This is a genomic window from Anaerococcus lactolyticus S7-1-13 (assembly GCF_000758765.1).
GTDB lineage: Bacteria > Bacillota > Clostridia > Tissierellales > Peptoniphilaceae > Anaerococcus > Anaerococcus lactolyticus.
Map to the genome: position 1 here is coordinate 24425 of NZ_JRMW01000027.1, position 23736 is coordinate 48160.

Below are 23736 nucleotides of genomic sequence, written 5' to 3' on the forward strand. Positions count from 1 at the left end.
AGCTCCTAGTCTTCATCTGTAGGTTCTTTAGAAATTTCTTCCTTATCTTCATCAGAAATTTCTTCATCTTTATCATCACTTGCATTTTCTTCTGCCAAGTCGTAAGCTTCTAAATCTTTATCATCTGTAGACTTTTCATCAGAAACTTCTTCTTCGTTTATAGAAAGAATTTCATCAATCTCTTCCTGACTTAGGCTGTCAAATTCAAGTTTTGACTTGATATCAATCTTCCAACCAGTAAGCCTTGCTGCAAGTCTTGCATTTTGACCTTCCTTGCCAATGGCAAGAGAAAGCTGGTCATCCTCAACAACCACTAGAGATTGCTTATTTCTCTCATTGACATAAACTTCTATAATATCTGCTGGAGATAGGGCGTTGGAAATAAAAGATTCTATATCCTTAGAATAATTTATAATATCAATCTTTTCTCCTTGGAGTGAGTCTACAATAGAATTAACTCTCGCTCCCTTATAACCTATACAAGCTCCAACAGCATCAATGGTTTCATCATTAGAAAATACCGCCATCTTTGTCCTTGATCCTGCTTCCCTAGCTATAGAATAAATTTCTATAACTCCGTCAGTAATTTCAGGCACTTCTAGCTCAAAAAGTCTAGTAACAAGATTTTCTGAAGACCTAGACAAAACAATTTGTGGGTCCTTGCCAGAATTTCTCACTTCTTTAATTAAGAATTTCATCCTCTCATTTGGGATATAAGATTCTGTAGGAACTTGTTCTTTAAGAGGAACAATTCCTTCAATCCTGTCTAGGTTTACATAGACATTGTATTTGTCAACTCTTTGGATTAAACCTGTGATAAGTTCATTTTCCCTATCAAGATAGTCACCAAATAAGGATTCTCTTTGGGCATCCCTTATCTTTTGAATAACAATATTCCTAGCAGTTTGAGCAGCAACCCTGCCAAAATTTTTAGGCACTAACTTAATCCTTGCTGTATCACCAACTGCCAAAGAAGCATCTAGATCCTTTGCATCCTTTAAATTAATTTGATTTATAGGATCTTCCACCTTATCAACTACTTCTTTTAGGGCATAAACCCCGATTTCCCCAGTCTCATGGTCAATAGTAACGTCAACATTTTCTTGGTTATCATAATTTTTTTGATAACTTTTCACAAGCGCCTTTTCTAGAGCATCTAGGATTACTTCTTTTTCTACATTCTTATCCTTGCATAGCTCATCAAGGGCCAACATAAAGTCTTTGTTCATCATATCTCCTTTTAGAACACTATCTCTATTTTTATTTCCTTGATATCCGATTTATTTATCTCTATATCTTTGCCATCTTCCTTGGCAAAAACTATTGATTCATCTTTGATATCCTTCATCTTAGCTAGGATAAGGTCACCATTTTTAAGCTTTATCTTAAGTAGCTCATCCTTATTTCTAAGAAGGTCCTTATCTGTCTTAAGTGGTCTTGATAGGTCTTGAGAGGATACTTCTAGGTAGTAGGAGCTTTTGATTAAATCAAGCTCATCGAGCTTTTCATCAAGAAATCCACTCACCCTCTCACAATCATCAATCGTAATTCCATCTTCCTTGTAAATATAAAAAATAAGTCGATTACCGTCTTTGCCCCCGATAAACTCAAGGTCAACAAGGTCATAGCCTAAATTTTCTATGTCACTTTCCAGAGCGTTTTTCAATTTTTCTATTAAATCCATCTCAATTTACCCCCAACATTAAAAAAAAGTGGAATTTCCGCCCCACTCTTACTAAGTCTACTATACTAGCTTATCATTATTTATCAATGTTTTAAAAAATTAATTCCTATCTCAACCACCTAGTAATGAGAATTATATTTTAATGATAACTAATATTATGAAAATGTTTTAGATGTTGAGATTCAGATATAAGACTTGTAATATTTTTTTATTTATCTTATAATGGTTATAAGATAATAAATAAAGGAGGACACAATGACACTATTTATTATTGGACTTATAATTTTGTTAGGTGGAGGTTATTTCTATTCTAAATATGTTGAAAGTCAACTAGAACCAGATGACAGAGAAACTCCAGCAGTTAGAAAAGCCGACGGTGTCGACTTTGTAGTTATGAGCAAGACCAAAAACTGGCTTATAAATCTACTAAACATAGCAGGTACAGGACCTATCTTAGGACCTATCCAAGGTATCCTATTTGGCCCTATCGCATTTATCGCTATTCCTATTGGTTGTGTAATTGCAGGTGCAGTTCACGATTTCATGACAGGATTTATTTCTATGAGAAACGGCGGTAGCCAAGTACCAAAACTTGTTGGTAAGTACCTAGGCAGCGGAATCAGAGCATTTTATAACGTTGTAATCGCAATCCTACTTCTACTAACAGGTGTTGTATTTGTTTATACCCCTGGCGACTTAATTGCAAAATTCGTATTAGGAAAAGACCCAGAAGGTGCAGTAATTTGGATTATCTACGCTGTAATATTTGCTTACTACATACTTTCTACAGTAATGCCTATTGATAAGGTAATCGGTAGAATCTATCCAATTTTCGGTGCATTCCTAATCATTTCTGCCTTTGGTGTTTTAATTGGTATCCTAACCCAAGGTGGCGGACACTTAGCTTTTGAAGGCCAAGGTCTTCTTGCCCAACATCCAAAGGGACAAAAATTTATCCCAGCCTTCTTCATAACAGTAGCCTGTGGTATCTTATCAGGTTTCCATGGCTCTCAAGTAACCCTAGTTTCTAGAACAGTTAAATCTGAAAGAGAAGCAAGGATGACCTTCTACTCAACTATGATAGCTGAAGGTTTTATAGCTATGATTTGGGCAGCAGGTGCTATGGTTCTATTCTCTTCTGGAGAAAGTGCTCTTGACACTCCTGGAACAATCATGGTTGGTAATATTTCTAAATACTTCATGGGTAATATCGGTGGTCTACTTGCCATCATCGGTGTAATAGCACTTCCTATCACATCAGGCGATACAGCATTTAGATCCTTAAGACTTATAATTTCTGAAGAAATGAATATTGACCAAAGAAATCCTGCAAAGAGAGCTATTCTTGCAGCAGTATTATTTATTCCTGCAGCAGGTATCCTATACTTTGCTAAGACAAACCCAGGTGGATTCAACCTACTTTGGAGATACTTCGGATTTACAAACCAATTCGTAGCTATCTTTGCCCTTGCAGTTGCAACAGTTTACCTAATGTACACCAACAAAAACTACCTAATCACCTTAATACCAGGTGCTTTCTACTGCTTCGTAGTATTCTCATTTATTATAAATGCAGACCCTATCGGACTTAGACAACCATATACAATTGCCTATCCAGTTGCAGCAGTTATCACAGTTTTATATGTAATTTGTGTACTAAAACTTGGCAAGAAAAATAGAGAAAGAATTGAATCTATAATATTAGATTAAAATTTTGAAAAGGGGTGGCTTATGCCACTCTTTTTTAATATAATAAAGCTAGGAGGAGCTATGAAATTTATTATAACTAAGACGGCTAAGGATTTTGCCGATAAAAAAAATATTAGAGAAATTTATATAAATCCAGACCTTGATAGCAAGGAAACCTGCTGCACTATAGGCACTGTGGATTTTGATGTTTCTACCAAGCTTATTGGCAATAAGGAAGCCTACAAAAAATTTAGTGATCAGGACATAGATATTTTTGTAAATCCGAACTTCTTTTCCTTTGTGAAGGATGATATGGAAATAGAAATCTCTGCCTTTGGTATCGGATTATTTAAAAAACTTTACATAAAAACTGAAATAAACACAATCGAGCGTTAAGATGGAAAATTTCAATAAAAAAATAGATGAATTTAAAAATAAATACCCCATCGATAGTGACCTTGTAGAAAGGATTCCAAAGCCAAAATTCTTGTATATGGGAGATGATGTTCTAGAAGAAGCGATTGCAGCAATTCTATCCGGCAAAAACATCCTGCTTGTTGGAGAAAAAGCTACAGGTAAGAATGTTCTCGCAGAAAATTTGGCCTATCTTTTTGCCCGTCCTATGTGGAATATTTCCTTTCACGTAAGCGTTGATGCTTCAAGCCTCATCGGTGATGACACCCTAAAATCTGGGTCTGTCACCTTCAGGGAAGGCCCTATAAGCCTTGCAAGTCGCTATGGTGGTTTTGCTGTCCTTGATGAAATCAATATGGCAAAAAACGAAGCAATGGCAGTCCTCCATTCTGTCCTTGACTACAGGAGGAGGATTGATATACCAGGATATAAACTAATTAATGTCCATCCGGCCACCCGTTTTATCGCAACTATGAACTACGGCTACGAAGGTACTCGTGACCTAAATGAAGCACTTTTGTCGAGGTTTGCCATTATTAAAATGCCAAGGATATCTGATAGTGATTTAGTAAACCTCATCAAGACCCACTACCCTGACCTTAAAGATAGGTACTTAACCGACATTGCAAACTTTTTTAAGGATTTGAAAGATAAGGCTAATGCCCACGAAATTTCTGACACTGCCCCAGATTTGAGGGGGATTTTCGATGGCCTAGACCTAGTGAAGGAAGGCCTTGAATTTAAAGAAGCGATGAGGCTTTGCTTAGTCAATAAAATTTTCGATGACTATGAAGCTGACCTAATTGAAGACCTGCTTAAGGCTCGTTTTCCAGATAATATTTACCAAAAAGACCTGATAAATGGATAGACCTAAAGAAAAACTTTATGAAAATCGAATAGCAAACATCCAGTGGGCAGGAGCCGGTAATTATGATTTTGAAAATTTTATTATCGGGGAAAATATTGACGGCAATCCTGATTTTTACATAAATTTGATAATAGGTCTTGCCATCAAATATTTAGGCGAAAGAGAAATTCAAAAGCTCTTTGATGCTTGGGCCTATAACTTTAGACGAGATAGGTATGACCTTGCCCTTGTCTATATCCTAGAAGACTTTGCCTACAAAAAAGAAGTAAGCGAAAGACCAGTTTTAAAATCTTTAAGGATTGCCTACGCCCAAAAATTTCTGGATGATAAGTACGACCTTCAAAGGAGAAACCTTGCCCTTAGGCAAAACGCACTTTACAGGCTAGAACTAATTAGGATGAGGGAAATTCTTGACGCCCCTACCAATAATTTTTCAAAAAAAGACTTGGACCTCTACAAAAAATTGAGCCTACCTGCTGATACAGATAAAACTAATGTAGAAAGCAGAGTTATAAGCCTTTTTAAAACCTACCTTGGCTATAGGGAGAGTGACCTCTTGAAAAAAATCCCATCCCTAAATCTTTCTCTTTTTGAAAGTGCTGGCATGGTGAGCCTTGAGAGGTCAAATATGCCAGCAAATTTTGCCGGAAATATGCAAAAATCACATGGGATTGGCTCTCTTATCCTAGATTTTAAAATTAAAAAACGTAAGGAGAGCCTAGCCTACATAGAAAAAACCTTTGGCAAATCTCTTTTTGATGAGAAAATAAGGCTTGGTATCGAAAGGGACTTGTGCACAGACAGCCACAAAAAATCCAGACTTTTTTATACCAGGGGCATTACCGAAAACGACAAGGACCTCGACCAAGACTTAAATAAAAAGGCTATAGCCAGACACCTCTTAAAATTTAAGGCTAACAAATCTGCCTATACCAGGGCTATAGCAGTTTTATCTAAGCAAATCAAACTTAAATTAAACCTAACTTCTTCTTTGGACGAAGACCTCTCCAACCGAGGCAAACTTATTCCAAGACTTGCCTATAAGGCTGAAATAAGTGATAAGGCAAAGATTTTTAAGAAAAAAAACCTCCAACCTGACCCTACTATGAAGGTAGACCTCCTTGTTGACGGATCTGCTTCCCTGCTCGAGAAGGAATCTGAAGTAGCCATCGAAGCCTATATCCTAGCCAAGTCTTTGGAAAATAACTCTATCTTAAACAGGGTAGTCTCCTTTCAAACTGTTGGCGACTTTACCATTCTTACCATCCTCAAAGACTATGACGAAAAAGCAGAAATCAAAAAAATCTTTCGTTTTAAGGCCATGGGTTGGAACAGAGACGGGCTTGTTTTTCGTGCCTACAGGGCGATTTTGGATAAGGATATCAAAGATTCCCTTTCTTTAATCCTCACCGACGCCAATCCCCAAGACCTAAAACCCCTCATAACCAAAAATTTTAGGCTCAATAAACCCTACCAAGACGAAATCGGTCTTTTTGATGCAAGAAAAAACTTAGATGACCTTCGAAAAAAAGGTCTACAAATAGCCGCCATCATAAGTGGCGATAACCTAGACAACGCCAAAAGCCTTTATAGGAATAAGTTTATAAAAATCGACCAACCGACTGAAATTGCAAAGGCCTGTGGCAAATTTATCAAAAAACAAATCCAATCTTTAGAAAAATAAGCTAGAAAATTTAAAACCAACTTCGGAGATAATTCATGATTGCTGGTTGAAAATTTTCTAGATTTTTTTTGCAATCCTCTTAAAATAGCAACCTTCTATTGTCTATGATTTTTAACAGTGCTATAATAATGATAGAGATTATCGTTATAAAAGGAGGTCCTATGATAAAAATAAAAAATTTGTGTAAAAGTTACGGCCAAGGCCAAGCTAAGATTGAAGTGTTGAAAAATATTGACCTTGAAATAGAAAGTGGGAAAATCATCTGTATTTTGGGCCCATCTGGGTCTGGCAAGTCCACCCTCCTTAATATAATCGGTGGTATTGAAAGCATTGATAGTGGCGAAGTTAATATTTTGGGCGAAAATCTAGCCAGCATGAGTAAAAAAGATTTGGAAACCTACAGAAGAAATAAGCTGGGCTTTGTTTTTCAATTTTACAACCTAATTAGCGACCTAAATATTTTTGAAAACATAGAACTAGGCAAGTATCTTGCAAAAAATCCACTCGATATTAACAAACTTGTCGATGACTTGGGAATCAAGGATCAAATTTACAAGTATCCAAATGAAGTTTCTGGTGGTCAGGCTCAGCGAACCTCGATTGCCAGAGCCCTTATCAAAAGGCCGGAAATTTTAATTTGTGATGAGCCAACCGGTGCACTCGATTATGAAAGTGCCAAAGATGTCCTCTACTTGCTTGAAAAAATGAACCATGACTATAAGGCTACCATTCTTATAGCAAGCCACAACATCCAGATAAGCAAGATGTGCGATTATATCTTAAATATCCACGATGGCAAGGTTAAATCCTATGTCAAAAACAATGAGAAAATTCAAGCAAAGGAAGTGACTTGGTAATGAAAAATCCAATTTATAAGAGAGCCTACAGGCAAGTCTACTTTCATCCTTCCAGGGTCTTGCCAATTTTCATCGCCCTTTGTTTTATAATTATCTTTTCTTCATCATTTTTCACAGCCCAAGATTCTACAAAAAAGCTCTACTACGAGCTTATAAATCAGGGCAAGGTTGAAGATGGAAATTTTACCTGTATTGATAGATTAGATGAAAAAGTCAAAAAAGACTTGGAAAATAAGAAGATAAGCCTAAACGAAAATTTTTATGTTGAGGCAAAGTCCGGAGAAAATAAGACCCTAAGGGTCTTTGAAAATAGGGAAAAAATCAACATCCCATCCATTCTTGAAGGAAGACTTGCCCAGACTAAGGACGAAATCGCTATTTCTGCAAACTACGCCAGGGCCAATGGCCTTAAGGTTGGTGATTCACTTAGCCTAGAAGGAAAAAAATTTAAGATTGTAGGTCTAATCGCCCTTCCAGACTACTCTACCCTCCTTAAAAACAACAGCGACCTCGTTATGGATCCAGGATTTTTTGGGGTGGGTCTTGTGGCAAAAGATGGGCTTAAAAACATTTCAGAGCAAATCACCTACCAATATTCCTACAAAGATAAGGAAAATTTGCCAAAGTCAAAGGCCAGAGACAAGCAAAAGGACTTGCTTAAAATTATTAACAAAACAAACATGGTAACAGATTCGCTTTTAATTTATGACAACCAGTGCATAAGGTACTTTATAGAAGACATGGGTGGCGATGTGCCAATGATGACAGCCCTTATGGTAGTCCTAGTCCTTGCTATCGCCTTTATCAGTGCCATCCAAGTAAAATCCATGATTGAAGAGGAAGCGCCAATCATCGGCACCCTACTCGCCTCTGGTTACAAAAAAAGTGAGCTTGTAAAGTCTTATATGCTAATGCCGATATTCATTACCCTGCTTGCTTGCCTAATTGGCAATCTCATTGCCTACACCCATGCCTACCAAACCTACACAGCCCTCTACTACAAGTCCTACGACCTACCAAAATTTGTAGTTTCCTTTAACCTAAGGTCCTTTATCTTAACCAGCCTTATCCCACTTTTGATTTATTTAATAATAAATTTCTTTGTAATAAGTAAGGCCCTTAATCACAAGGCCATAGACTTTTTAAGAAATACACTCAAATCACCAAAAGCAAGATTGAGGGTAAAGCTAGATAAGTTTGCCTTTATCAACAAATTTAGGTTAAGGGTCATCCTTGCTAATAGGGCCAATATTATCAGCCTAATTTTTGGTATAGGCCTTGCCAACATCCTTTTGATTTATTCTCTAGGAGTCAAGCCAATTTTTACAGACTATGCAGAAAAAGTCAAAAATTCAATGAAATATGACCACACCTATCTGGTAAAAGCCCCAGACCCTAAAATCAAAGCAGATAAAATTTCTATGCTTAGCTTTGACTTGGTAGATTTTAATATGAAAAAAATCCAGTGCCTAGGGGTAGATTCCGATTCAAAATATAAGGATTTGAATATTGGGAATTTGGATAAGAAAGATGTAATAATTTCAAATGGTCTTGCTAATGTTTACAAGTTAAAGGTTGGCGATGAGATTGATGCCATAGAAAATTTCAATTATGACAAAGTTAAACTTAAGATAAAATCTATAGATAAGGACAACAACCAGTTTCAAATCCTTGGTAAAAGGGAAAATATAAATAAAATTCTGGGTCTGGATAAGGATTATTTCAACGCTTACGGGTCTAGCCAAAGGCTAAGTATTGACAAAAATATCTTAATCAATGAAATTAACAAGGAAGATCTGAATAAGTTCATGGCCCACTTCCTAGATTCCTTTGGTGGTGTCTTCGATAGTCTATTGGTCGTAACCCTCGTTTTTTACCTTATCATTTCCTATTTGGTAACCAGTCTAATCATAGATAAGTCAAAGACAAATATCTCCTACCTAAAAGTCTTTGGCATAAGAGCTAGGGAAAGCACTGCGATTTACACAAATCCTATCTTCCTTATCCTCCTAGTCTTTGAAATCATCATGATTCCTATGATGGACTTTTTGATAAGAACTATGACAAGATATGCTATCACAAAACTAGATGCCTATGTAGAAATAAATATTCCACTTATAAGCTTTATCGAAGCCATAGGTCTTAGCTTACTAATATTTATCCTAGTCCAAGTGCTTGAAAAAAGAAAAATTTCAAAAATTGATATGGTAAAGGAATTGAAAATTATAAATGGGTAAAAAAAATCTGTTGGAAGAAGCAAAACTTCTCTCCAACAGTTTTTTTCTTAGAACAAGCCGTCAAATAGGCTCATTTGATTTTCTTCTTGGATGCCTTCTATGATACCCAAATCTTTTAGGCTTTTAAGAGCATTTTTGTTTACTGAAGTCCTTGATGTGAGGTCTTCTATAGAAATAAAATCGCCCTTTGCCCTTTCTTCAACTATATCCTTCGCCATAGCCTCGCTGACGTCATCAACTGCAGCCAAAGGTGGGAGGATTGCTCCGTCCTTAATCAAAAATTTTGTGGCATCAGATTCGTAAATATCAGCCTTACTAATTTTTATTTCCCTAGCGTGCATTTCTTCTGCCACTTCGAGGACTGTCCTTAAATCCTGATCTCTCTTGCTTATATTGAACATTTCCTTGTAGGCATTTAAGGCCATCTGGACAGATTCAAGGCCAGATAGGATTGTCGAATAGGTGAAGTCTCCCAATTTTGATGAGAAATATGAAGCGTAGAAAGCCTCAGGATAGTAAACCTTGTAGTAGGCAATCCTGTAGCTCATCAAACAATAGGCAACGGCGTGGGCCTTTGGGAAAAGATAGGCAATCTTAAGACAAGAATCTATATACCAGTCCTTGACTCCATTTTCCCTCATATAGTCAATCTCTTCCTCGCTAAGTCCCTTGCCCTTACGAACTTTTTCCATGATCATAAAGGACTTTTTCTTATCAAGACCTTCTTGGATAAGGGCATTCATGATATCATCTCTGGTTGAAATAATCTCATTGAAGCCAGCTGTATTGGACTTGATTATATCTTGTGCATTGTTAAGCCAAACGTTGGTTCCATGGGAAAGACCAGAAATCCTCGCCATCTCAGAAAACTTCTTTGGATAGGTGTCCTTAAGCATGCCACGAACGAAGTTTGTACCAAATTCAGGGATACCAAGAGTTCCTATATCGTTATTTGAAAAATCGTGTTTAATTTTAAGGGGTTCTGTGCAGGAGAAAATCTTCATTACGTCTTTGTCGTCCATCTTTATTTTTAGTGGATTTGTTCCTGTTAGGTCTTGGAGGTGCCTAATAACTGAAGGCACATCGTGGCCCAAAAGGTCAAGTTTCAAGAGAGTTTCCTCCATTACCCTGTATGGGAAATGGGTAGTCTTGTTGCCGCTAGCTGGGTCATCTGCCGGATATTGGATTGGACAAATATCAAAAACTTCTATATCATCTGGCACAACGATAAGCCCACCTGGGTGTTGGCCTGTTGACCTTTTTACATCCTTAAGACCCCTTTGGAGTTTTCTGACCTGGGCGTTGGTTAGGTTTAAATTATTTTCTTCCATGTATTTTTTGATATAACCAAAGGCAGTGTTATCTTGGATTTTTCCAATTGTTCCCGCCCTAAAAACCTTGCCCTCACCGAAAAGTACTTCGGTGTACTTGTGAATGGTTGGTTGGTATTCACCGGCAAAGTTTAAGTCTATATCTGGTTCCTTGTCACCTTCAAAACCTAAAAATACTTCAAACGGGATATTGTGACCATCCTTGTGCATAGGTGTCCCACATACTGGACAATCCTTATCTGGATAATCTATACCAGAACCCAACAAGTCTTCCTCGAAAAATTCCGAATGCTTGCAAGATGGACAAATATAGTGAGGAGAAAGAGGGTTTACTTCTGTAATGTCAGCCATAGTTGCTGCAAAAGATGAACCTACAGAGCCCCTAGACCCTACAAGATAACCGTCTTCGTTGGATTTTTTTACAAGTTTCTGGGCAATAATATATAAAACTGCGTAACCATTTGAAATTATCGAATGAAGTTCCCTATCAAGCCTATCTTGGACAATTTTTGGCAAAGGGTCACCGTAAATTTCGTGGGCTTTTTTAAAGCAAGTATCTCTTAGCATTTCCTCAGAACCAGCGATTTTTGGTGGGAAGGTCCCATGAGGAATTGGTCTTATATCTTCAAGCCCTGCCACAATTTTCTTTGGATTTCTAATTACAAGTTCGTAGGCCTTAGTATCTCCTAGGTAAGAAAATTCACCAAGCATTTCATCTGTGGTCCTCAAATAGTAAAGAGGTCTGTTTTCCTTATAAAAGAAGAAGGAACCCTTTTTGAGGACGTTTCTTAGCTTGTAGTCGCCCGGCTCAAGGTATCTCACCCCACCTGTGGCTGCCACAAGTTTGCCCCTTTCTTCACCAAAATCAATTATCTTCTGGTTTATTTCCTTAACTTGGGCTAAGGAGTCGATTTTACCACTTTCTACCTTATCCAAAAACATAGAAACAGGCTCTACCTGATAAAAATCAAAGAGGTCTAGGACTTTTTTGATTTGCATCTCGCTTCTATCGCCTAGGATGTATTCAAAAAGCATTCCCTCTGCTCCACCAGCACCCAAAACCAAACCTTCCCTGTATTTTTCAAGGACAGACATAGGTGTTCTAGCTTCGCCATTGGCCATGTAGTTCATCCTTGATTCGGAAATTAACTTGTAAAGATTTTTAAGCCCTGTCTTATCCTTGGCAAAGGCGAGGGCGGAAAAAGTCTCGTGCTTGGCCTTTGGATAAGATGTCTTTAGGCTATTAATTTTTGAAATATCAAGACCTTCCTCTTCCATAATCATCTTATACATCTTGATAAAAATTTGGGCAGTGGCCCTCGCATCATCGCTTGCCCTGTGGTGGTTGAAGGCTGGTATATCAAGCTTTCTTGCAATCTTATCAAGAGAGAATTTCCCCATATCATCAAAGAGGGCGCGGGCCATTGGAAGGGTATCAAGATAAATTGGATCAAATTTAAGTCCCAATCTCTTGGCGTTTTCTCTGATGAAACCTACGTCAAAGTCTGTATTTTGACCTACTATTAGGCTATCGCCACAAAAGTCTAAAAATCCTGGCAAGACCTCGTCAATTTTTGGTTTATCAGCAAGCATAGCATCGGTGATTCCAGTAATTTCTACAATCTTTTCAGGTAGGATTCTTTCTGGGTTTATTAATTGGTTATAGGTTTCAGTTATTTCTCCATTTTCCACCCTCACAGCACCGATTTCTGTAATCGCATCCCTGTATTTTAAAAGTCCTGTAGTTTCTATATCGAATACAACAAAAGACCCGTCTTCGAGATTTTTAAAAGTAGGCAAGTCTTTGCCAGAAAGATTGGTTAGAATCCTCAAATCATCTTCTACAAGCAATAATTCCGCCCCATTTAAAACCCTAATACCTTTTTTCTTGTAGGTGTCATAAACATAAGGCAAAACCTGGAGATTTTCAGTATCGGTGATACCAATTGTATCCCAACCCCATTCCTTAAGGACAGGCAAGAGCTCGCCGTCATCCACAAAGCCGTCAAGGTTGGTATATTTGGAATGAAGCTCAAGTTCAAACCTCTTATCAGCTGCCAAGTCTACTTTTTTTGAAATTATGGCTGTTGTTAAAGAATTAACTGTAAAGACATCTTCCTTGGCATAGTCATCAAAGTTTAAAACTCCTTCTACTTGAACAGCAATCCCATCTTTCAAGTCTTCAAGTTTGAAATTATTTTTCTTGTTGGCGAAAAGCTTGCAGGAAATAGCATCAGTCTTATCTTCCAAATCAAAAGTATAGATAAAATATCCTGACTTGGTTTCAAGACAGCTAAGACCGTAAATTGTACCGATTAGGGAGTTGGTCATTCCTTTTTTGTCATAAATATCCTCTATTTGAATTGGCTCTGCCTTAATTTTTCTGCCAAAATTTAGGCCATCTGTGTTCGTCTTCGCCTCTTGCTTTTCCTTTTGCTTATTTTGGTAATTGAGGGCTTGGGCTATCTTTCTTTGAAGTTGGGCCTCCTTGGCTTTTTTGAGGTCCTCAAAAGAAGAAGTTTCCTCCTTAGCTTCCACTCCTAAATCATTTGCTTCTTCTTCATCTGCTTTTAAATCTTCTGCTTCTAAAGCTGCTCCTTTTAAATCATCTGGTGTTAAATTTTGGCGAGCTTGATCACTTTCACTAGGATTTTGTTTATCCTCGGCAAATTCATCTTCACTTAAAGGACCATCTTGGCTTGACTTAAAAACTTCAAGAGCCTTATCATCTGTAACAGGGATTGGCTGATTATTTTCCTCAACAAGCTCAACAATCGGTTCATTTTCAATAGGTTGAACGCTCTTTAGAGCAGGATTTTCTTCCTTAAAAATTACGTCATTTAGGTTGTCGGGAACATCTTCATATTCAACCTCTCCCTCATATTCTGGGATGTAGTCATCATAGCTAGGTGGCATAATTTTTTCATAGATGATTTTAAGGTCTACATAGGAAAAATACGATCTCAACTCTTTCTCAAGGCGAGAATCTAGTGGGTTTGCTGCCTTGATTTTAATTTCTAGTAGGTTTTCTTTTTGGAAATAAGTCGCACTTATGATAGTATATAAATTTCCTTCAACTTTAATTAATTTTGCCAGGTCAATTTTCATTTTTCTCTTCTTTTAAAACTTCAATTAGGGTATCGACAATCTCTTCTTCTTTTACTTTCTTTACAGTCTTGCCATTTTTAAACAAAAATCCCATGCCATTGGCAGCAGAAATTCCATAGTCTGCTTCCTTTGATTCGCCAGGACCATTTACCGGACAACCCATGATGGCAACCTTGGCATTGAAGTCCAGCCCCCTTGATTTTTCTTCAACTTCTGCCACTATATTTGGCAAATCAACACTTGTACGGGAACAAGTCGGGCAAGAAACTATATCGAGTCCATCACGCCTTAGACCAAGAGCCTTAAGGATGGCCTTACCAGCTCTCACTTCCTCAACAATATCACCAGTTATAGAAACCCTCAAAGTATCTCCAATCCCGTCCTTAAGGAGAGATCCTATTCCGATTGAAGACTTCACAAGGGCTTGGTAAAGTGGACCTGCTTCTGTAACTCCCAAATGAAGTGGATAATCGACTTTGGATGACAGAAGCCTATAGGCATCAATCATGGTGTTTACATCAGAAGACTTTACAGAAATTTTTATGTTATGAAAATCCATATCTTCGAGGATTTTTACCTCTTCTATGGCGCTTGCCACAAGAGAATCCTTGTTAACTCCCCCAAAACGATCTATAACTTCTCTTGAAATCGAACCAGAATTTACCCCAATCCTTATTGGAATCCTTCTTTTCTTACATTCTTCAACAAGGAGAGCCACCTTGTCCCTGCCACCGATATTGCCTGGATTATACCTCAAACAATCACAGCCATTTTCCACAGCTGCGAGGGCAAGCCTATAATCAAATTGGATGTCAGCTACAAAAGGAATATTGGTTAGGCTCTTTATTTTAGGAATAGCCTTGGCATCTTCAATTGTATTTATAGCTGACCTTGAAATGTCACAACCTTCTGCCTCTAAGGCTTTAATTTGCTTAACTACAGCTTCTACATCACTTGTCTTCGCTGTTGTCATTGATTGGATAGAAATAGGAGAGCCACCTCCAACAGCAACATCTCCTACAAAAATTTTTCTTGTTTCTTTTCTCATTTATACCTTCTTATCTAAATAAATTTACTATATCCTTTATAGAAACCACCAAAATCAGACCCAACAAAATGAAAAATCCAACCATAGTGACCTTCTCTTCGATTTTTTTATTAATTTTTTTGCCAGTAATAATTTCAATCCCACTTGTCAAAAGCTTGGACCCATCAAGGGCAGGTATTGGTAAAAGATTAAAAACTGCAAGGTTTACAGAAATATAGGCCAAAAAATAAAGCAAATTAGCCAGACCATTTTGGGCTTGGTTGCCTATTTCCTTAAGGACTCCAACAGGACCTGATAGGGCTCCAAAGGCGAGTTTACCAGTAAAAAGCCTGCCTAAAATCACAAAAATCATCTTGACATTTTTCCAAGTCTCGCCAAAACCAAGACCAACAGCTTCCAAAATATTTGGACTCCTCCTAGCTGGCATAATACCAATATAGGCATGATCATCCTTCACTTCCACCTTCAAATCTACAGCAGTGACAGTATCTGAACTTTCCCTAAAATACTCAACTGTAAGAGGCTTTTTATAATCCTTATCCTTATAAAAATCAGAAATCCCTGCCGAAATATCAGCAAAATCTTTGATATCCCTATCTCCGACCTTTCTGATTTCATCTCCTACTTCCATGCCAGCTTCTTGGGCTGGAGAATTTTCTGTAAAAGATCCGATTTTTGTTGTAATAATGCCACTAATTAAGCCAACAATGGTAAAAACTACTATAGCTATGATTAGATTTGCCACAGGGCCTGCAAGGATTGTTAAAAATCTCTTGAAGGCTGGAGCATTGTCAAAGCTCCTTGGGTCGCTTGATTCGTCATCTTCGCCCTCCATGGCACAATATCCACCAATAGGAATTAGCCTAAAGGAATATTTGGTCTCGCCCTTTTTTCTTGAATAAATAAGGGGACCCATACCCACTGCAAATTCATTTACCTTTATGCCCGATTTTTTAGCCACAATAAAGTGTCCAAATTCGTGAAAAACTATCAGTAACAAAAATAAAACTACCGCTAAAACTATTCTCATTTTCTCTCCTTAAACCCTAGAAAAAAGATAAAGGACAGGGGCAATAAACATGATAGAATCAAACCTATCAAGGATGCCCCCATGGCCCGGTATCAAATTACCAAAATCTTTAATTCCAGTTTGTCTTTTGATATAAGATGCGATCAAATCTCCAATTTGAGACATAATCGCAGCTACAATTGTAAAAATAACTATCTCTCTAATATAATTTTCAAGTCCAAACTCGTGGCAATAAACAATATTTAAAATAGTCGCACCAACAATGCCCCCAACAGATCCTTCTATGGTCTTGTGTGGGCTTATGTGGGACATCCATGCCATCTTGTGCTTGCCAAAAAGACTGCCAACCAAATAGGCAAAGGTGTCTGATCCCCAAGCTGTGATATAAAGCATCCAAACATAGGATACATTTTTTATCCTCAAAATATGGGAAATCAAAAATGACACATAAAGCATGACAAAGGCTGCAGCAAAAGCATCATAAAGGGTGTAGTGGCTTCTTAAAATAATATACATAAATAAAAACAAAACTGATACCACTATGGATGCTATATACAAATCAGAATTATTTATAAAGGCAGCCGCCATAATTATCCCATTTGTAAGATAAAGACACTTCATCGGCAAATGTAGGTCAATCTTACGGAGAGCCTTGTCCATCTCATGAAGGGCAATATAAGAAAAAGCTGCTACTCCAAGGGCAAGAGGAATCCTCCCCAAATATGTTATTAATATTAAAAGTGTTAAAATGACAGCGCCCCCAAAGGCCCTGTTTAAAAACTTAATCATATGCCACCATATCTTCTGTCTCTTTTGGTATAAGCTATTATCGCTTCCCTTAGGTCATCTTCTGTAAAATCTGGCCACAAAACATCTGTAAAATATAATTCTGTGTATGCAAGCTGGTAGATTAGGAAATTTGAAAGTCTAATTTCCCCACCAGGTCTAATTAATAAATCTGGATCAGAAAGACCTGCCGTATATAAATTATCAGAAATTAATTCTTCTGTAATATCGTCCTTGCCATAACCCTTTTCAATAATTTGTTTAAAGGCGTGGACAATTTCATCCCTACCCCCGTAATTTAAGGCAATGTTAACTGTAAGGGACCTATTATCCTTTGTGATCTCTTTAGCATAAGTGCAGGACTCTCTTGTTTTTTCAGGAAGTTTTGACAAATCTCCAAGGAAATTTAGCTTGCAATCTTCTTCTATAAGCTCCTTAAGTTTTGAATTTACAAATTTGATCAGTAAATCCATCAAAAAACCAACCTCAGTCGCTGGCCTCTTCCAATTTTCTGTAGAAAAAGCATAAAGAGTTATGGTCTTAACCCCAAACTTTTTGCAAGCTTTGGCTATCCTAACCACATTTTCCGCACCTTCCTTGTGGCCTGATGTCCTAGGCCTATTCTGTTTTTTTGCCCACCTACCATTGCCATCAAGAACAATCGCAATGTGGTTCGGTATTTTTAATTCAGTCATAAGTCCCCTTTTAAAATTCTTATGTCATTATACTCAAAGATGGGCAATTTATCTATGTATTTTTAGACCAAAAAAGCAGCCAGGAAAGCCTAGCTGCTTGTGATTTTATTTAATTTCTATCTTTTTATTAGTTTTTTCTTCCTTGCGTTTTGGAATTTCTATTTCAAGGACACCCTTTTCAAGTTTAGCCTTGATATTTTCCTCATCTATATCACCAAAATACATGGTCCTTGTCATCCTTGTAGATTTTCTTTCCTTGTGGATATAATTTTTCTTTTCATCTGTATTTTCAGTGTGAGAGTTAACTGTTAGTGTAAGTTGTCCCCTGTCAAAGTCTATGTCAATGGAGTCCTTGTCTATACCAGGCATCTCTGCTTCTACTAAGAATTTATCATCATCTTCAGCTACATCTAGCTTAAAAGAAGACTCAAACACATCTTTTTCAATAGGTGAGTTGAAAAATGAATCCACCATATCATAAAAGTCATTGTATCTTGATAATGAATTATTTTTTCTAATAAGATTTGCCATAATTATTACTCCTTTATTTTATTTTATTAGCACTCTTGTTATACGACTGCTAACTTCTTACATTCATAATATACTAGGAAGGTCAGAGAAAGTCAAATTTTTTTGCTAATTTTTTATAAAAACAAAAGAGCCCCTAAAGGCTCTATTTCTTCGTATTTTTGCTTTCTATTTCTATTACTTTCTTCACACACCCGTCGTTAGATGGAATTTCTGATTGATCTTCTTGAGGAATTTCTATATCTGGAATTGTGTAGGTTGATTCTTCCATTGATTCTGTTTCCCTAAGACCTAGCTCGTGAGAAAATCTTAGGATATACTTGGTATTTGGAAGTTTCACCATGGCTGGACTTGTCCCAATCCCATCGCCACCTGTCTTTTCCCCTATAATTGTTCCTAAATTGTTGTCCCTAAAAAAGTGGGCTGCATTTTGGGCTGATGAATATACACCCCTGTCTACCAATAGATAAAGATTTCCATCAAACTTATACTCATCACCAAAGTCGCCAGCATTTTCATATCCTGCATCATAGATGATGTGGGTGTAATTTTTTCTGATATTATCCATCATCTTCTTATCCTTCTTAAGAAAAGGAATATTTTCCTCCATATATTTAAAATCTGACTCCCTAATCTTACTTATTAAACTCTTTAACTCCGGATATTGGGGATCATATTTAAAAACTTCATCTGTCCTAAATAAAATATATTCATGAGTTTCTTTAAAATCTTTTGTGCCAAGAATCATTGGATAAAGGTAATCACAAGTATAGGCAGCATTGCCCCCACCATTGCCCCTAAGGTCTATAATTAGAGCCTTCTTTTTTTTTGATTTTTTAAGATAAGTCTTTAAAAGTTCTAAATCTTCTTCAAAATCTGGAGTCCCGGGATCAATCATTGCCCTGATTTTTAAGTAGGCTATATCTTTATTTATATCTTGAGTTATTAAATTTTTGGTAGCAGCCCTAGCTTGTCTAAAAATTTTATCAATTAAACTAGAAATTTTTGCCCCAAACAAATAATTTATCAGATCAACATTTACCTCTCCCTTTTCCTCCTTATTGGAAAGCACAAAGGTATCCTTCATATCGTAAACTTCCTCAATATCTAAAAGATTAGTATGGTCATCATCCAAGTCTCCCAAAATCTTATTCATCTTATCGAAAAATTCTTTGTCAGTCCTTAGATTTTTTAACTCTTTCTTGTACTCATCACGATTTTCCAAAAAATCATAGGTCCCATTCCTATCAAATAGGGCGTAATATTTTTCCAAAGTATCAAAAGCATAGTCAAAGTCGTTTTCAAAGGGACTTTGGTCTTCGGAATAATATTTAGGATTAATTTCGTAATCAAAATGGATTTTCTTGCTTCTTAATAAAAAAGATAAGGAAATTCCTACTATGATTGCAAATAGGACAGCTAATATTCTTACTAATTTTCTCATAATTTGCCCAATACCCTCTATTCATAATGCTTAGCACATGAGATTATTATTAAATTATCATTCTCAACCTTGTAAATTATCCTATCTTCTAGGGTTATTCTTCTAGAGCAATAGCTTTGTAAAGCATATCTTAAAGGCTCTGGCTTTCCTAATCCTTCATAAGGGTTTCTTTTTATATCCTTTATAATATTATTAAGTCTTTCTAAAGTTTTATTGTCGTTTTTCTGCAAATATAAATATTCATCAAAGGCTTTTTCGTGAAATAATATTTTCATTCTTCAATTAAATCTCTTTGAATTGTTTTATTATCTTCAACATCTTTAGCTCTTTGTACTAAATCTTTATAGTAGTTCGCATTACTCATTACATAGGCATTTTCAACTAGATTGTTGTACTCTTCAAGACTTATCATAACTACATTTCTATCATTTTTTCTTGTAATTAGAACAGTTTCCAAATTATCTATTGTCCTGTCGCAATATTCTTTCAAGTTATTTCTAATTTCACTATAATTAACTGCTAGCATAATAATTCTCCTTTAAAATATTGTACAATATATTGTGCAATAAATTAATATCATTTCTGCTCAATTCAACTATATATTAAAACCTATTTTATGCCCTAAGACTCCTATAGATTTCACTTAGGAAAATACCCAAGGACGTCTAGGACTTCTTCGAAGGAGGTTTCGCCTTCTAAGACTTGGATTAGGCCGTTTACTAGCATGGGTCTAAATTTATCTTTTTTTAATTTTTCTTTGATTTTTTCGCTTTCTAGGCCATATTTTCTTAGGATATCTTTGAACTCATTGTCTATAGGCATGACTTCTTCTACTGCCTGTCGGCCCTTGTAGCCACCGTTGCAGTGTGGACAGCCTACCGGTCGGTAGATTTTTCTCTCCCTGTCGACTTTTATGTAAGACGACATTAGTTCGTATTCAAAATCTGTCATCCTATCTAGCTTTTTGCAATCGCAAAGTTTTCTGACTAGCCTTTGGCCTGCCAAAAGATTTACTGCTGACCTTATGAGGTAGTCGTCTACTCCCAAATCTTTTAGCCTAATAAGTCCCGAAAAGGCATCACGAGTGTGGGCTGTGGATAATATTAGATGGCCAGTTATGGCAGCTCTTATTGCAATTTCTGCCGTTTGCCTATCTCTGATTTCCCCAATCATTATTATATCTGGGTCTTGGCGGAGAATTGACCTGAGGATGACTGGATAGGTTAGGCCAATTTTTTCGTTTATTGAAATTTGGTTGATGTTATCAATTTTGTATTCTACTGGGTCTTCGATGGTGATTATATTTACATCTTCCTTGTTGAGTTTTTCAAGTAGGGCATACAAAGAAGTGGTCTTTCCTGACCCTGTTGGTCCTGTCATTAAAATTATGCCGGATTTTTTCCTTATGGCTCTTTCTAATTTTTCCTTGCTTTCTCTAGAAAAACCCAAAAGTCTAGCCTTTTCCATAAATATGTCTACTGCTAAGATCCTTATTACTATTTTCTCGCCCAAAATTGTTGGCACAGATGAGACCCTAAAGTCGATTCCGGGAAAGGCTTCGTATTTGACGGACTTATCTTGGGGCATCCTTTTTTGGGAAATATCCATCCCACAGGAAAGCTTGATTTTTGAAGAAAGCATGTCAAAATATTCCCTACGAATCTGCATTTTATCAACCAAAGCTCCGTCTATCCTTAGTCTGATTTTGCCAAAGTCCTCTTCTGGTTGAAGGTGGATATCTGAGGCAGAAAGATTTACTGCAGTTGCTATTAAATTTTCTATAAATCCGTCAATATCTGTTGCAATTTGCCTTTGATCAAGCATTACACACTCCAATATTTATCGTCAAGAGCCCTGTATCTTACAGCCTCCAAGAGGTGTTTGCTTGTTATTTCCTCGCTTGCCTCAAGGTCTGCTATGGTCCTTGCCATTTTTAGAATTTTGTTATAACTTCTTACAGAAAAATTATATTTGTTGAAGGCCATCTGGCCCATTTTTTCAACTTCTGGACTTAATTTGATATATTTTTTCATCTGTCTAGTTGAAAGAAGGGCGTTGGTTTTAATTTTTTCATCCTTGTATCTTTCAGCTTGGATTTTTCTCGCTCTCACCACTTCACTTTTAAGCTCGCTAGATGACTTTGACTTGATATCATCGTTTAGGTCGTCGTATTTTACAGGCTTAATCTCTATGTGAATGTCAATCCTATCTAGGATTGGGGATGAAATCTTGCTTAAATATCTCCTTATTTCATTTATAGAACAAGTGCATTCCTTAAGAGGATTGCCGTAATTACCACATGGACAAGGGTTCATTGCTGCAATCAAAATAAAATCTGATGGATATTTTACACTTGCCTGGGCACGCGCCACATTTATTTCCTTATTCTCAAGAGGCTCCCTCAAGGCTTCGATGACATTTTTTTGGTATTCAGGAAATTCATCCAAAAATAATACTCCCCTGTGGGCAAGGGTAATCTCGCCCGGTTTTGGCACAGAATGGCCACCACCTATGAGGGCAACTTGGCTTGAAGAATGGTGAGGAGCCCTAAAAGGCCTAGCGCTAACCAAATGTCCACTGTCAAGTAGACCCATAATTGAATAAATTTTTGTCACCTCAACCCTCTCCTCAAAACTCATGTCTGGAAGAATTGTAGGCAAGTGTTTGGCAGAAAAAGTCTTACCAGATCCCGGAGGGCCGACCATAAGCAAATTGTGGCCACCTGCCGCCGCTATTTGTAGCGCTCTTTTGAGATTTTCCTGACCCTTAAGGTCCTTAAAATCTAAGTCATAGGAAATTTCCTCCTTCAAAAGGGCAGGATTTATCTTGTAGGAATCTTTTTTCAAGTCCCCATTCAAAAATGCCACTACATCATTTAATTTATTGAAAGGATAGACTTCAATATCAGAAATTATCGCACATTCTTCCTTATTTTCATCTGAAATTATAAATTTTGTAAAACCCTGCTCCCTCATGGAAATCACCATAGCCAGGGCACCTCTTATTGGCAGGATTCTGCCGTCTAGAGATAATTCGCCCAAAAATATATAATCGTCGTAGGCTCTTTCTATAACTCCCATGGAGCTTAACAGGGAAATTGCAATCGGTAAATCTAGCTGGGTTCCCTCTTTTTTCAAATCTGCTGGTGATAGGTTGATGGTAATCCTGCCTGCCGGAAATTTGTAGGATGAATTGACTAGGGCAACTCTTACCCTGTCCTTGGATTCTTTTATAGATGAATCAGGCAGACCAACTATATTAAAGGCTGGTATGCCTGATGTAATATCGCTTTCAACTTCCACTAACTTGCCCTCAAGACCAATTAGGGATGTGGTATTGGTTTTAGAATACATAATTCCTCACTTTCTTATTATAATTATAACATAAATTACGAGCAAAAATAAAACTCCCACCGGTTGGTGGGAGAAAGGAGAAAAACACCGCGAATAACTTTACGGTATCGTATGTTTAAATTTATTTGGTAGGAACAATTAGGCCGTAGTCGCCTTTTTTCCTCTTATATACAACCCTTACTTCCATGTCTTCTGCGTCTTCATAAACAAAGAAGTTGTGGTTTAATAATTCCATTTGGAGGATAGCCTCTTCTGCACTCATTGGCTTAACAGGAATAGTTTTTTCCCTAGCTATCTTGATTTCCTCTTCTTTTTCATTAGCCTTTTCCTCTGCGTCAAAAGCTTCGAACTTGATGCTGTCGCCAGTTTGTCTGCCCCTTTGAAGTCTGGTCTTATGCTTTCTAATTTGTCTAACAAGAGCATCTATTACCCTGTCGATAGCATTTTCATAAGTTTCCTCGTAGGCTTCGGCTCTCAAGATTGTGCCACCCTTCAAAAACATAGTAGCTTCAAGCTCGTAGCCAACACCTTCTTTGGCAAACTTTAGATCCATATCTTCTTCATCATGGAAGTACTTATCTAACCTATCAAATTTCTTTTCTGACTCGATTCTTATATCTTCTGTCAAGGTGAAATTTTTAGCTTTGATATTTAGTTTCATAGTTGCCTCCTATATTTAGTTAGCACTGTGCTAACTTTTATATTATGTTTATACCCAAAAACCTTTTCCTTAAACTTTTTTAAAAATTTTTTTCTGTGATATAATAAAACTATCCCCAACTGAAAGGGGGTGATGTCCCATGGGGAAAATTTTTTTAGATATAATTTTTATAATTATATCAAGTTTCGTATTACCCTTGTTATCAAGTATTCTTTTCGAATTACGGAAAGAAAAAAGAAACAAGGATTGAAAAAAAGAGGAGCCTGGCCGCTCCTCTTTTTTCTATGCCCCAATGGGTGACATTTTTTGTTTCGTATCA

The 23736-nt window shown here is 37.0% G+C and carries 20 protein-coding genes; 6 read left to right on the plus strand and 14 right to left on the minus strand.

Going from position 1 to position 23736, the window contains the following annotated elements; translation table 11 throughout:
• Positions 1–5: 5 nt before the first annotated feature.
• Together nusA and HMPREF1630_RS03330 are read right to left on the minus strand one after the other, a co-directional pair.
• Complete coding sequence (nusA, locus tag HMPREF1630_RS03325; RefSeq protein WP_004828458.1) at positions 6–1229, minus strand: transcription termination factor NusA; 1224 nt, start codon at positions 1227–1229, stop codon at positions 6–8.
• Positions 1230–1240: 11 nt separating this feature from the next.
• Positions 1241–1684 (minus strand): ribosome maturation factor RimP, encoded by a 444-nt coding sequence (locus HMPREF1630_RS03330; RefSeq protein WP_004828455.1) that lies wholly within the window; start codon positions 1682–1684, stop codon positions 1241–1243.
• A gap of 255 nt (positions 1685–1939) precedes the next feature.
• Between HMPREF1630_RS03330 and HMPREF1630_RS03335 the strand changes: the two genes are divergently transcribed.
• The 6 genes from HMPREF1630_RS03335 (at position 1940) to HMPREF1630_RS03360 (ending at position 9433) form a co-directional block, all read left to right on the plus strand.
• On the plus strand, positions 1940–3394 hold the full coding sequence (locus tag HMPREF1630_RS03335) for a carbon starvation CstA family protein (protein ID WP_004828453.1): 1455 nt from the start codon (positions 1940–1942) through the stop codon (positions 3392–3394).
• 60 nt (positions 3395–3454) lie between these two features.
• Entirely contained in the window at positions 3455–3769 is a 315-nt protein-coding gene (locus tag HMPREF1630_RS03340) for a hypothetical protein (protein ID WP_037327030.1), read from the plus strand.
• 1 nt (position 3770) lies between these two features.
• A complete protein-coding gene (locus HMPREF1630_RS03345; RefSeq protein WP_004828449.1) occupies positions 3771–4655 on the plus strand; it encodes an AAA family ATPase in 885 nt (294 codons plus the stop codon).
• Positions 4648–6339, plus strand: a complete 1692-nt coding sequence (locus HMPREF1630_RS03350) for a vWA domain-containing protein (protein WP_004828448.1) — start codon at positions 4648–4650, stop codon at positions 6337–6339. The genes HMPREF1630_RS03345 and HMPREF1630_RS03350 overlap by 8 nt, the downstream gene beginning before the upstream one ends.
• Positions 6340–6500: 161 nt before the next feature.
• Entirely contained in the window at positions 6501–7196 is a 696-nt protein-coding gene (locus HMPREF1630_RS03355; protein ID WP_037327033.1) for an ABC transporter ATP-binding protein, read from the plus strand.
• Entirely contained in the window at positions 7196–9433 is a 2238-nt protein-coding gene (locus HMPREF1630_RS03360) for an FtsX-like permease family protein (protein WP_037327035.1), read from the plus strand. Before HMPREF1630_RS03355 ends, HMPREF1630_RS03360 begins: the two co-directional genes overlap by 1 nt.
• 47 nt (positions 9434–9480) lie before the next feature.
• On the opposite strand, the gene HMPREF1630_RS03365 is transcribed toward HMPREF1630_RS03360, so the two are convergent.
• From HMPREF1630_RS03365 to hpf, 12 genes are all read right to left on the minus strand, one after another.
• On the minus strand, positions 9481–13872 hold the full coding sequence (locus HMPREF1630_RS03365; protein WP_197049852.1) for a PolC-type DNA polymerase III: 4392 nt from the start codon (positions 13870–13872) through the stop codon (positions 9481–9483).
• Positions 13862–14920: a flavodoxin-dependent (E)-4-hydroxy-3-methylbut-2-enyl-diphosphate synthase gene (gene ispG / locus HMPREF1630_RS03370; RefSeq protein ID WP_037327036.1), complete on the minus strand. Its 1059-nt coding sequence runs from the start codon at positions 14918–14920 to the stop codon at positions 13862–13864. Before ispG ends, HMPREF1630_RS03365 begins: the two co-directional genes overlap by 11 nt.
• A gap of 10 nt (positions 14921–14930) precedes the next feature.
• A complete protein-coding gene (locus HMPREF1630_RS03375) occupies positions 14931–15950 on the minus strand; it encodes a M50 family metallopeptidase (RefSeq protein ID WP_037327037.1) in 1020 nt (339 codons plus the stop codon).
• Between the two features lie 9 nt (positions 15951–15959).
• Positions 15960–16739: a phosphatidate cytidylyltransferase gene (locus HMPREF1630_RS03380; protein WP_037327038.1), complete on the minus strand. Its 780-nt coding sequence runs from the start codon at positions 16737–16739 to the stop codon at positions 15960–15962.
• On the minus strand, positions 16736–17431 hold the full coding sequence (locus tag HMPREF1630_RS03385) for an isoprenyl transferase (protein WP_037327040.1): 696 nt from the start codon (positions 17429–17431) through the stop codon (positions 16736–16738). The genes HMPREF1630_RS03380 and HMPREF1630_RS03385 overlap by 4 nt, the downstream gene beginning before the upstream one ends.
• A gap of 105 nt (positions 17432–17536) precedes the next feature.
• Positions 17537–17962 carry an Hsp20/alpha crystallin family protein gene (locus tag HMPREF1630_RS03390; protein ID WP_037327041.1) on the minus strand — a complete coding sequence of 142 codons (426 nt, stop codon included), beginning with the start codon at positions 17960–17962 and terminating at the stop codon, positions 17537–17539.
• A 142-nt stretch (positions 17963–18104) separates the two neighbouring features.
• The gene (locus HMPREF1630_RS03395) at positions 18105–19403 is read right to left on the minus strand and encodes a S41 family peptidase (RefSeq protein WP_037327043.1); all 1299 of its coding nucleotides are present in this window, start codon (positions 19401–19403) and stop codon (positions 18105–18107) included.
• Positions 19404–19420: 17 nt separating this feature from the next.
• Positions 19421–19678: a Txe/YoeB family addiction module toxin gene (locus HMPREF1630_RS03400; RefSeq protein WP_037327045.1), complete on the minus strand. Its 258-nt coding sequence runs from the start codon at positions 19676–19678 to the stop codon at positions 19421–19423.
• Positions 19675–19929 carry a type II toxin-antitoxin system Phd/YefM family antitoxin gene (locus HMPREF1630_RS03405; RefSeq protein WP_004828424.1) on the minus strand — a complete coding sequence of 85 codons (255 nt, stop codon included), beginning with the start codon at positions 19927–19929 and terminating at the stop codon, positions 19675–19677. The genes HMPREF1630_RS03400 and HMPREF1630_RS03405 overlap by 4 nt, the downstream gene beginning before the upstream one ends.
• A gap of 113 nt (positions 19930–20042) precedes the next feature.
• A complete protein-coding gene (locus HMPREF1630_RS03410; RefSeq protein WP_037327047.1) occupies positions 20043–21227 on the minus strand; it encodes a GspE/PulE family protein in 1185 nt (394 codons plus the stop codon).
• A complete protein-coding gene (locus HMPREF1630_RS03415; RefSeq protein WP_037327050.1) occupies positions 21227–22756 on the minus strand; it encodes a YifB family Mg chelatase-like AAA ATPase in 1530 nt (509 codons plus the stop codon). The genes HMPREF1630_RS03410 and HMPREF1630_RS03415 overlap by 1 nt, the downstream gene beginning before the upstream one ends.
• A gap of 121 nt (positions 22757–22877) precedes the next feature.
• Positions 22878–23417, minus strand: a complete 540-nt coding sequence (gene hpf, locus HMPREF1630_RS03420) for a ribosome hibernation-promoting factor, HPF/YfiA family (RefSeq protein WP_037327052.1) — start codon at positions 23415–23417, stop codon at positions 22878–22880.
• Positions 23418–23736 lie beyond the last annotated feature (319 nt).

Bases quoted from the DNA above. Each gene is read 5' to 3' on its own strand.
- HMPREF1630_RS03385 (WP_037327040.1), bottom strand. From the start codon at position 17,431: ATGACTGAATTAAAAATACCGAACCACATTGCGATTGTTCTTGATGGC.
- ispG (WP_037327036.1), bottom strand. From the start codon at position 14,920: ATGAGAAAAGAAACAAGAAAAATTTTTGTAGGAGATGTTGCTGTTGGA.
- HMPREF1630_RS03410 (WP_037327047.1), bottom strand. From the start codon at position 21,227: ATGCTTGATCAAAGGCAAATTGCAACAGATATTGACGGATTTATAGAA.
- HMPREF1630_RS03350 (WP_004828448.1), top strand. From the start codon at position 4,648: ATGGATAGACCTAAAGAAAAACTTTATGAAAATCGAATAGCAAACATC.
- HMPREF1630_RS03355 (WP_037327033.1), top strand. From the start codon at position 6,501: ATGATAAAAATAAAAAATTTGTGTAAAAGTTACGGCCAAGGCCAAGCT.
- nusA (WP_004828458.1), bottom strand. From the start codon at position 1,229: ATGAACAAAGACTTTATGTTGGCCCTTGATGAGCTATGCAAGGATAAG.
- HMPREF1630_RS03380 (WP_037327038.1), bottom strand. From the start codon at position 16,739: ATGATTAAGTTTTTAAACAGGGCCTTTGGGGGCGCTGTCATTTTAACA.
- HMPREF1630_RS03360 (WP_037327035.1), top strand. From the start codon at position 7,196: ATGAAAAATCCAATTTATAAGAGAGCCTACAGGCAAGTCTACTTTCAT.
- HMPREF1630_RS03375 (WP_037327037.1), bottom strand. From the start codon at position 15,950: ATGAGAATAGTTTTAGCGGTAGTTTTATTTTTGTTACTGATAGTTTTT.
- HMPREF1630_RS03345 (WP_004828449.1), top strand. From the start codon at position 3,771: ATGGAAAATTTCAATAAAAAAATAGATGAATTTAAAAATAAATACCCC.
- HMPREF1630_RS03405 (WP_004828424.1), bottom strand. From the start codon at position 19,929: ATGCTAGCAGTTAATTATAGTGAAATTAGAAATAACTTGAAAGAATAT.
- HMPREF1630_RS03395 (WP_037327043.1), bottom strand. From the start codon at position 19,403: ATGAGAAAATTAGTAAGAATATTAGCTGTCCTATTTGCAATCATAGTA.
- HMPREF1630_RS03415 (WP_037327050.1), bottom strand. From the start codon at position 22,756: ATGTATTCTAAAACCAATACCACATCCCTAATTGGTCTTGAGGGCAAG.
- HMPREF1630_RS03365 (WP_197049852.1), bottom strand. From the start codon at position 13,872: ATGAAAATTGACCTGGCAAAATTAATTAAAGTTGAAGGAAATTTATAT.
- HMPREF1630_RS03340 (WP_037327030.1), top strand. From the start codon at position 3,455: ATGAAATTTATTATAACTAAGACGGCTAAGGATTTTGCCGATAAAAAA.
- HMPREF1630_RS03330 (WP_004828455.1), bottom strand. From the start codon at position 1,684: ATGGATTTAATAGAAAAATTGAAAAACGCTCTGGAAAGTGACATAGAA.
- hpf (WP_037327052.1), bottom strand. From the start codon at position 23,417: ATGAAACTAAATATCAAAGCTAAAAATTTCACCTTGACAGAAGATATA.
- HMPREF1630_RS03390 (WP_037327041.1), bottom strand. From the start codon at position 17,962: ATGGCAAATCTTATTAGAAAAAATAATTCATTATCAAGATACAATGAC.
- HMPREF1630_RS03335 (WP_004828453.1), top strand. From the start codon at position 1,940: ATGACACTATTTATTATTGGACTTATAATTTTGTTAGGTGGAGGTTAT.
- HMPREF1630_RS03400 (WP_037327045.1), bottom strand. From the start codon at position 19,678: ATGAAAATATTATTTCACGAAAAAGCCTTTGATGAATATTTATATTTG.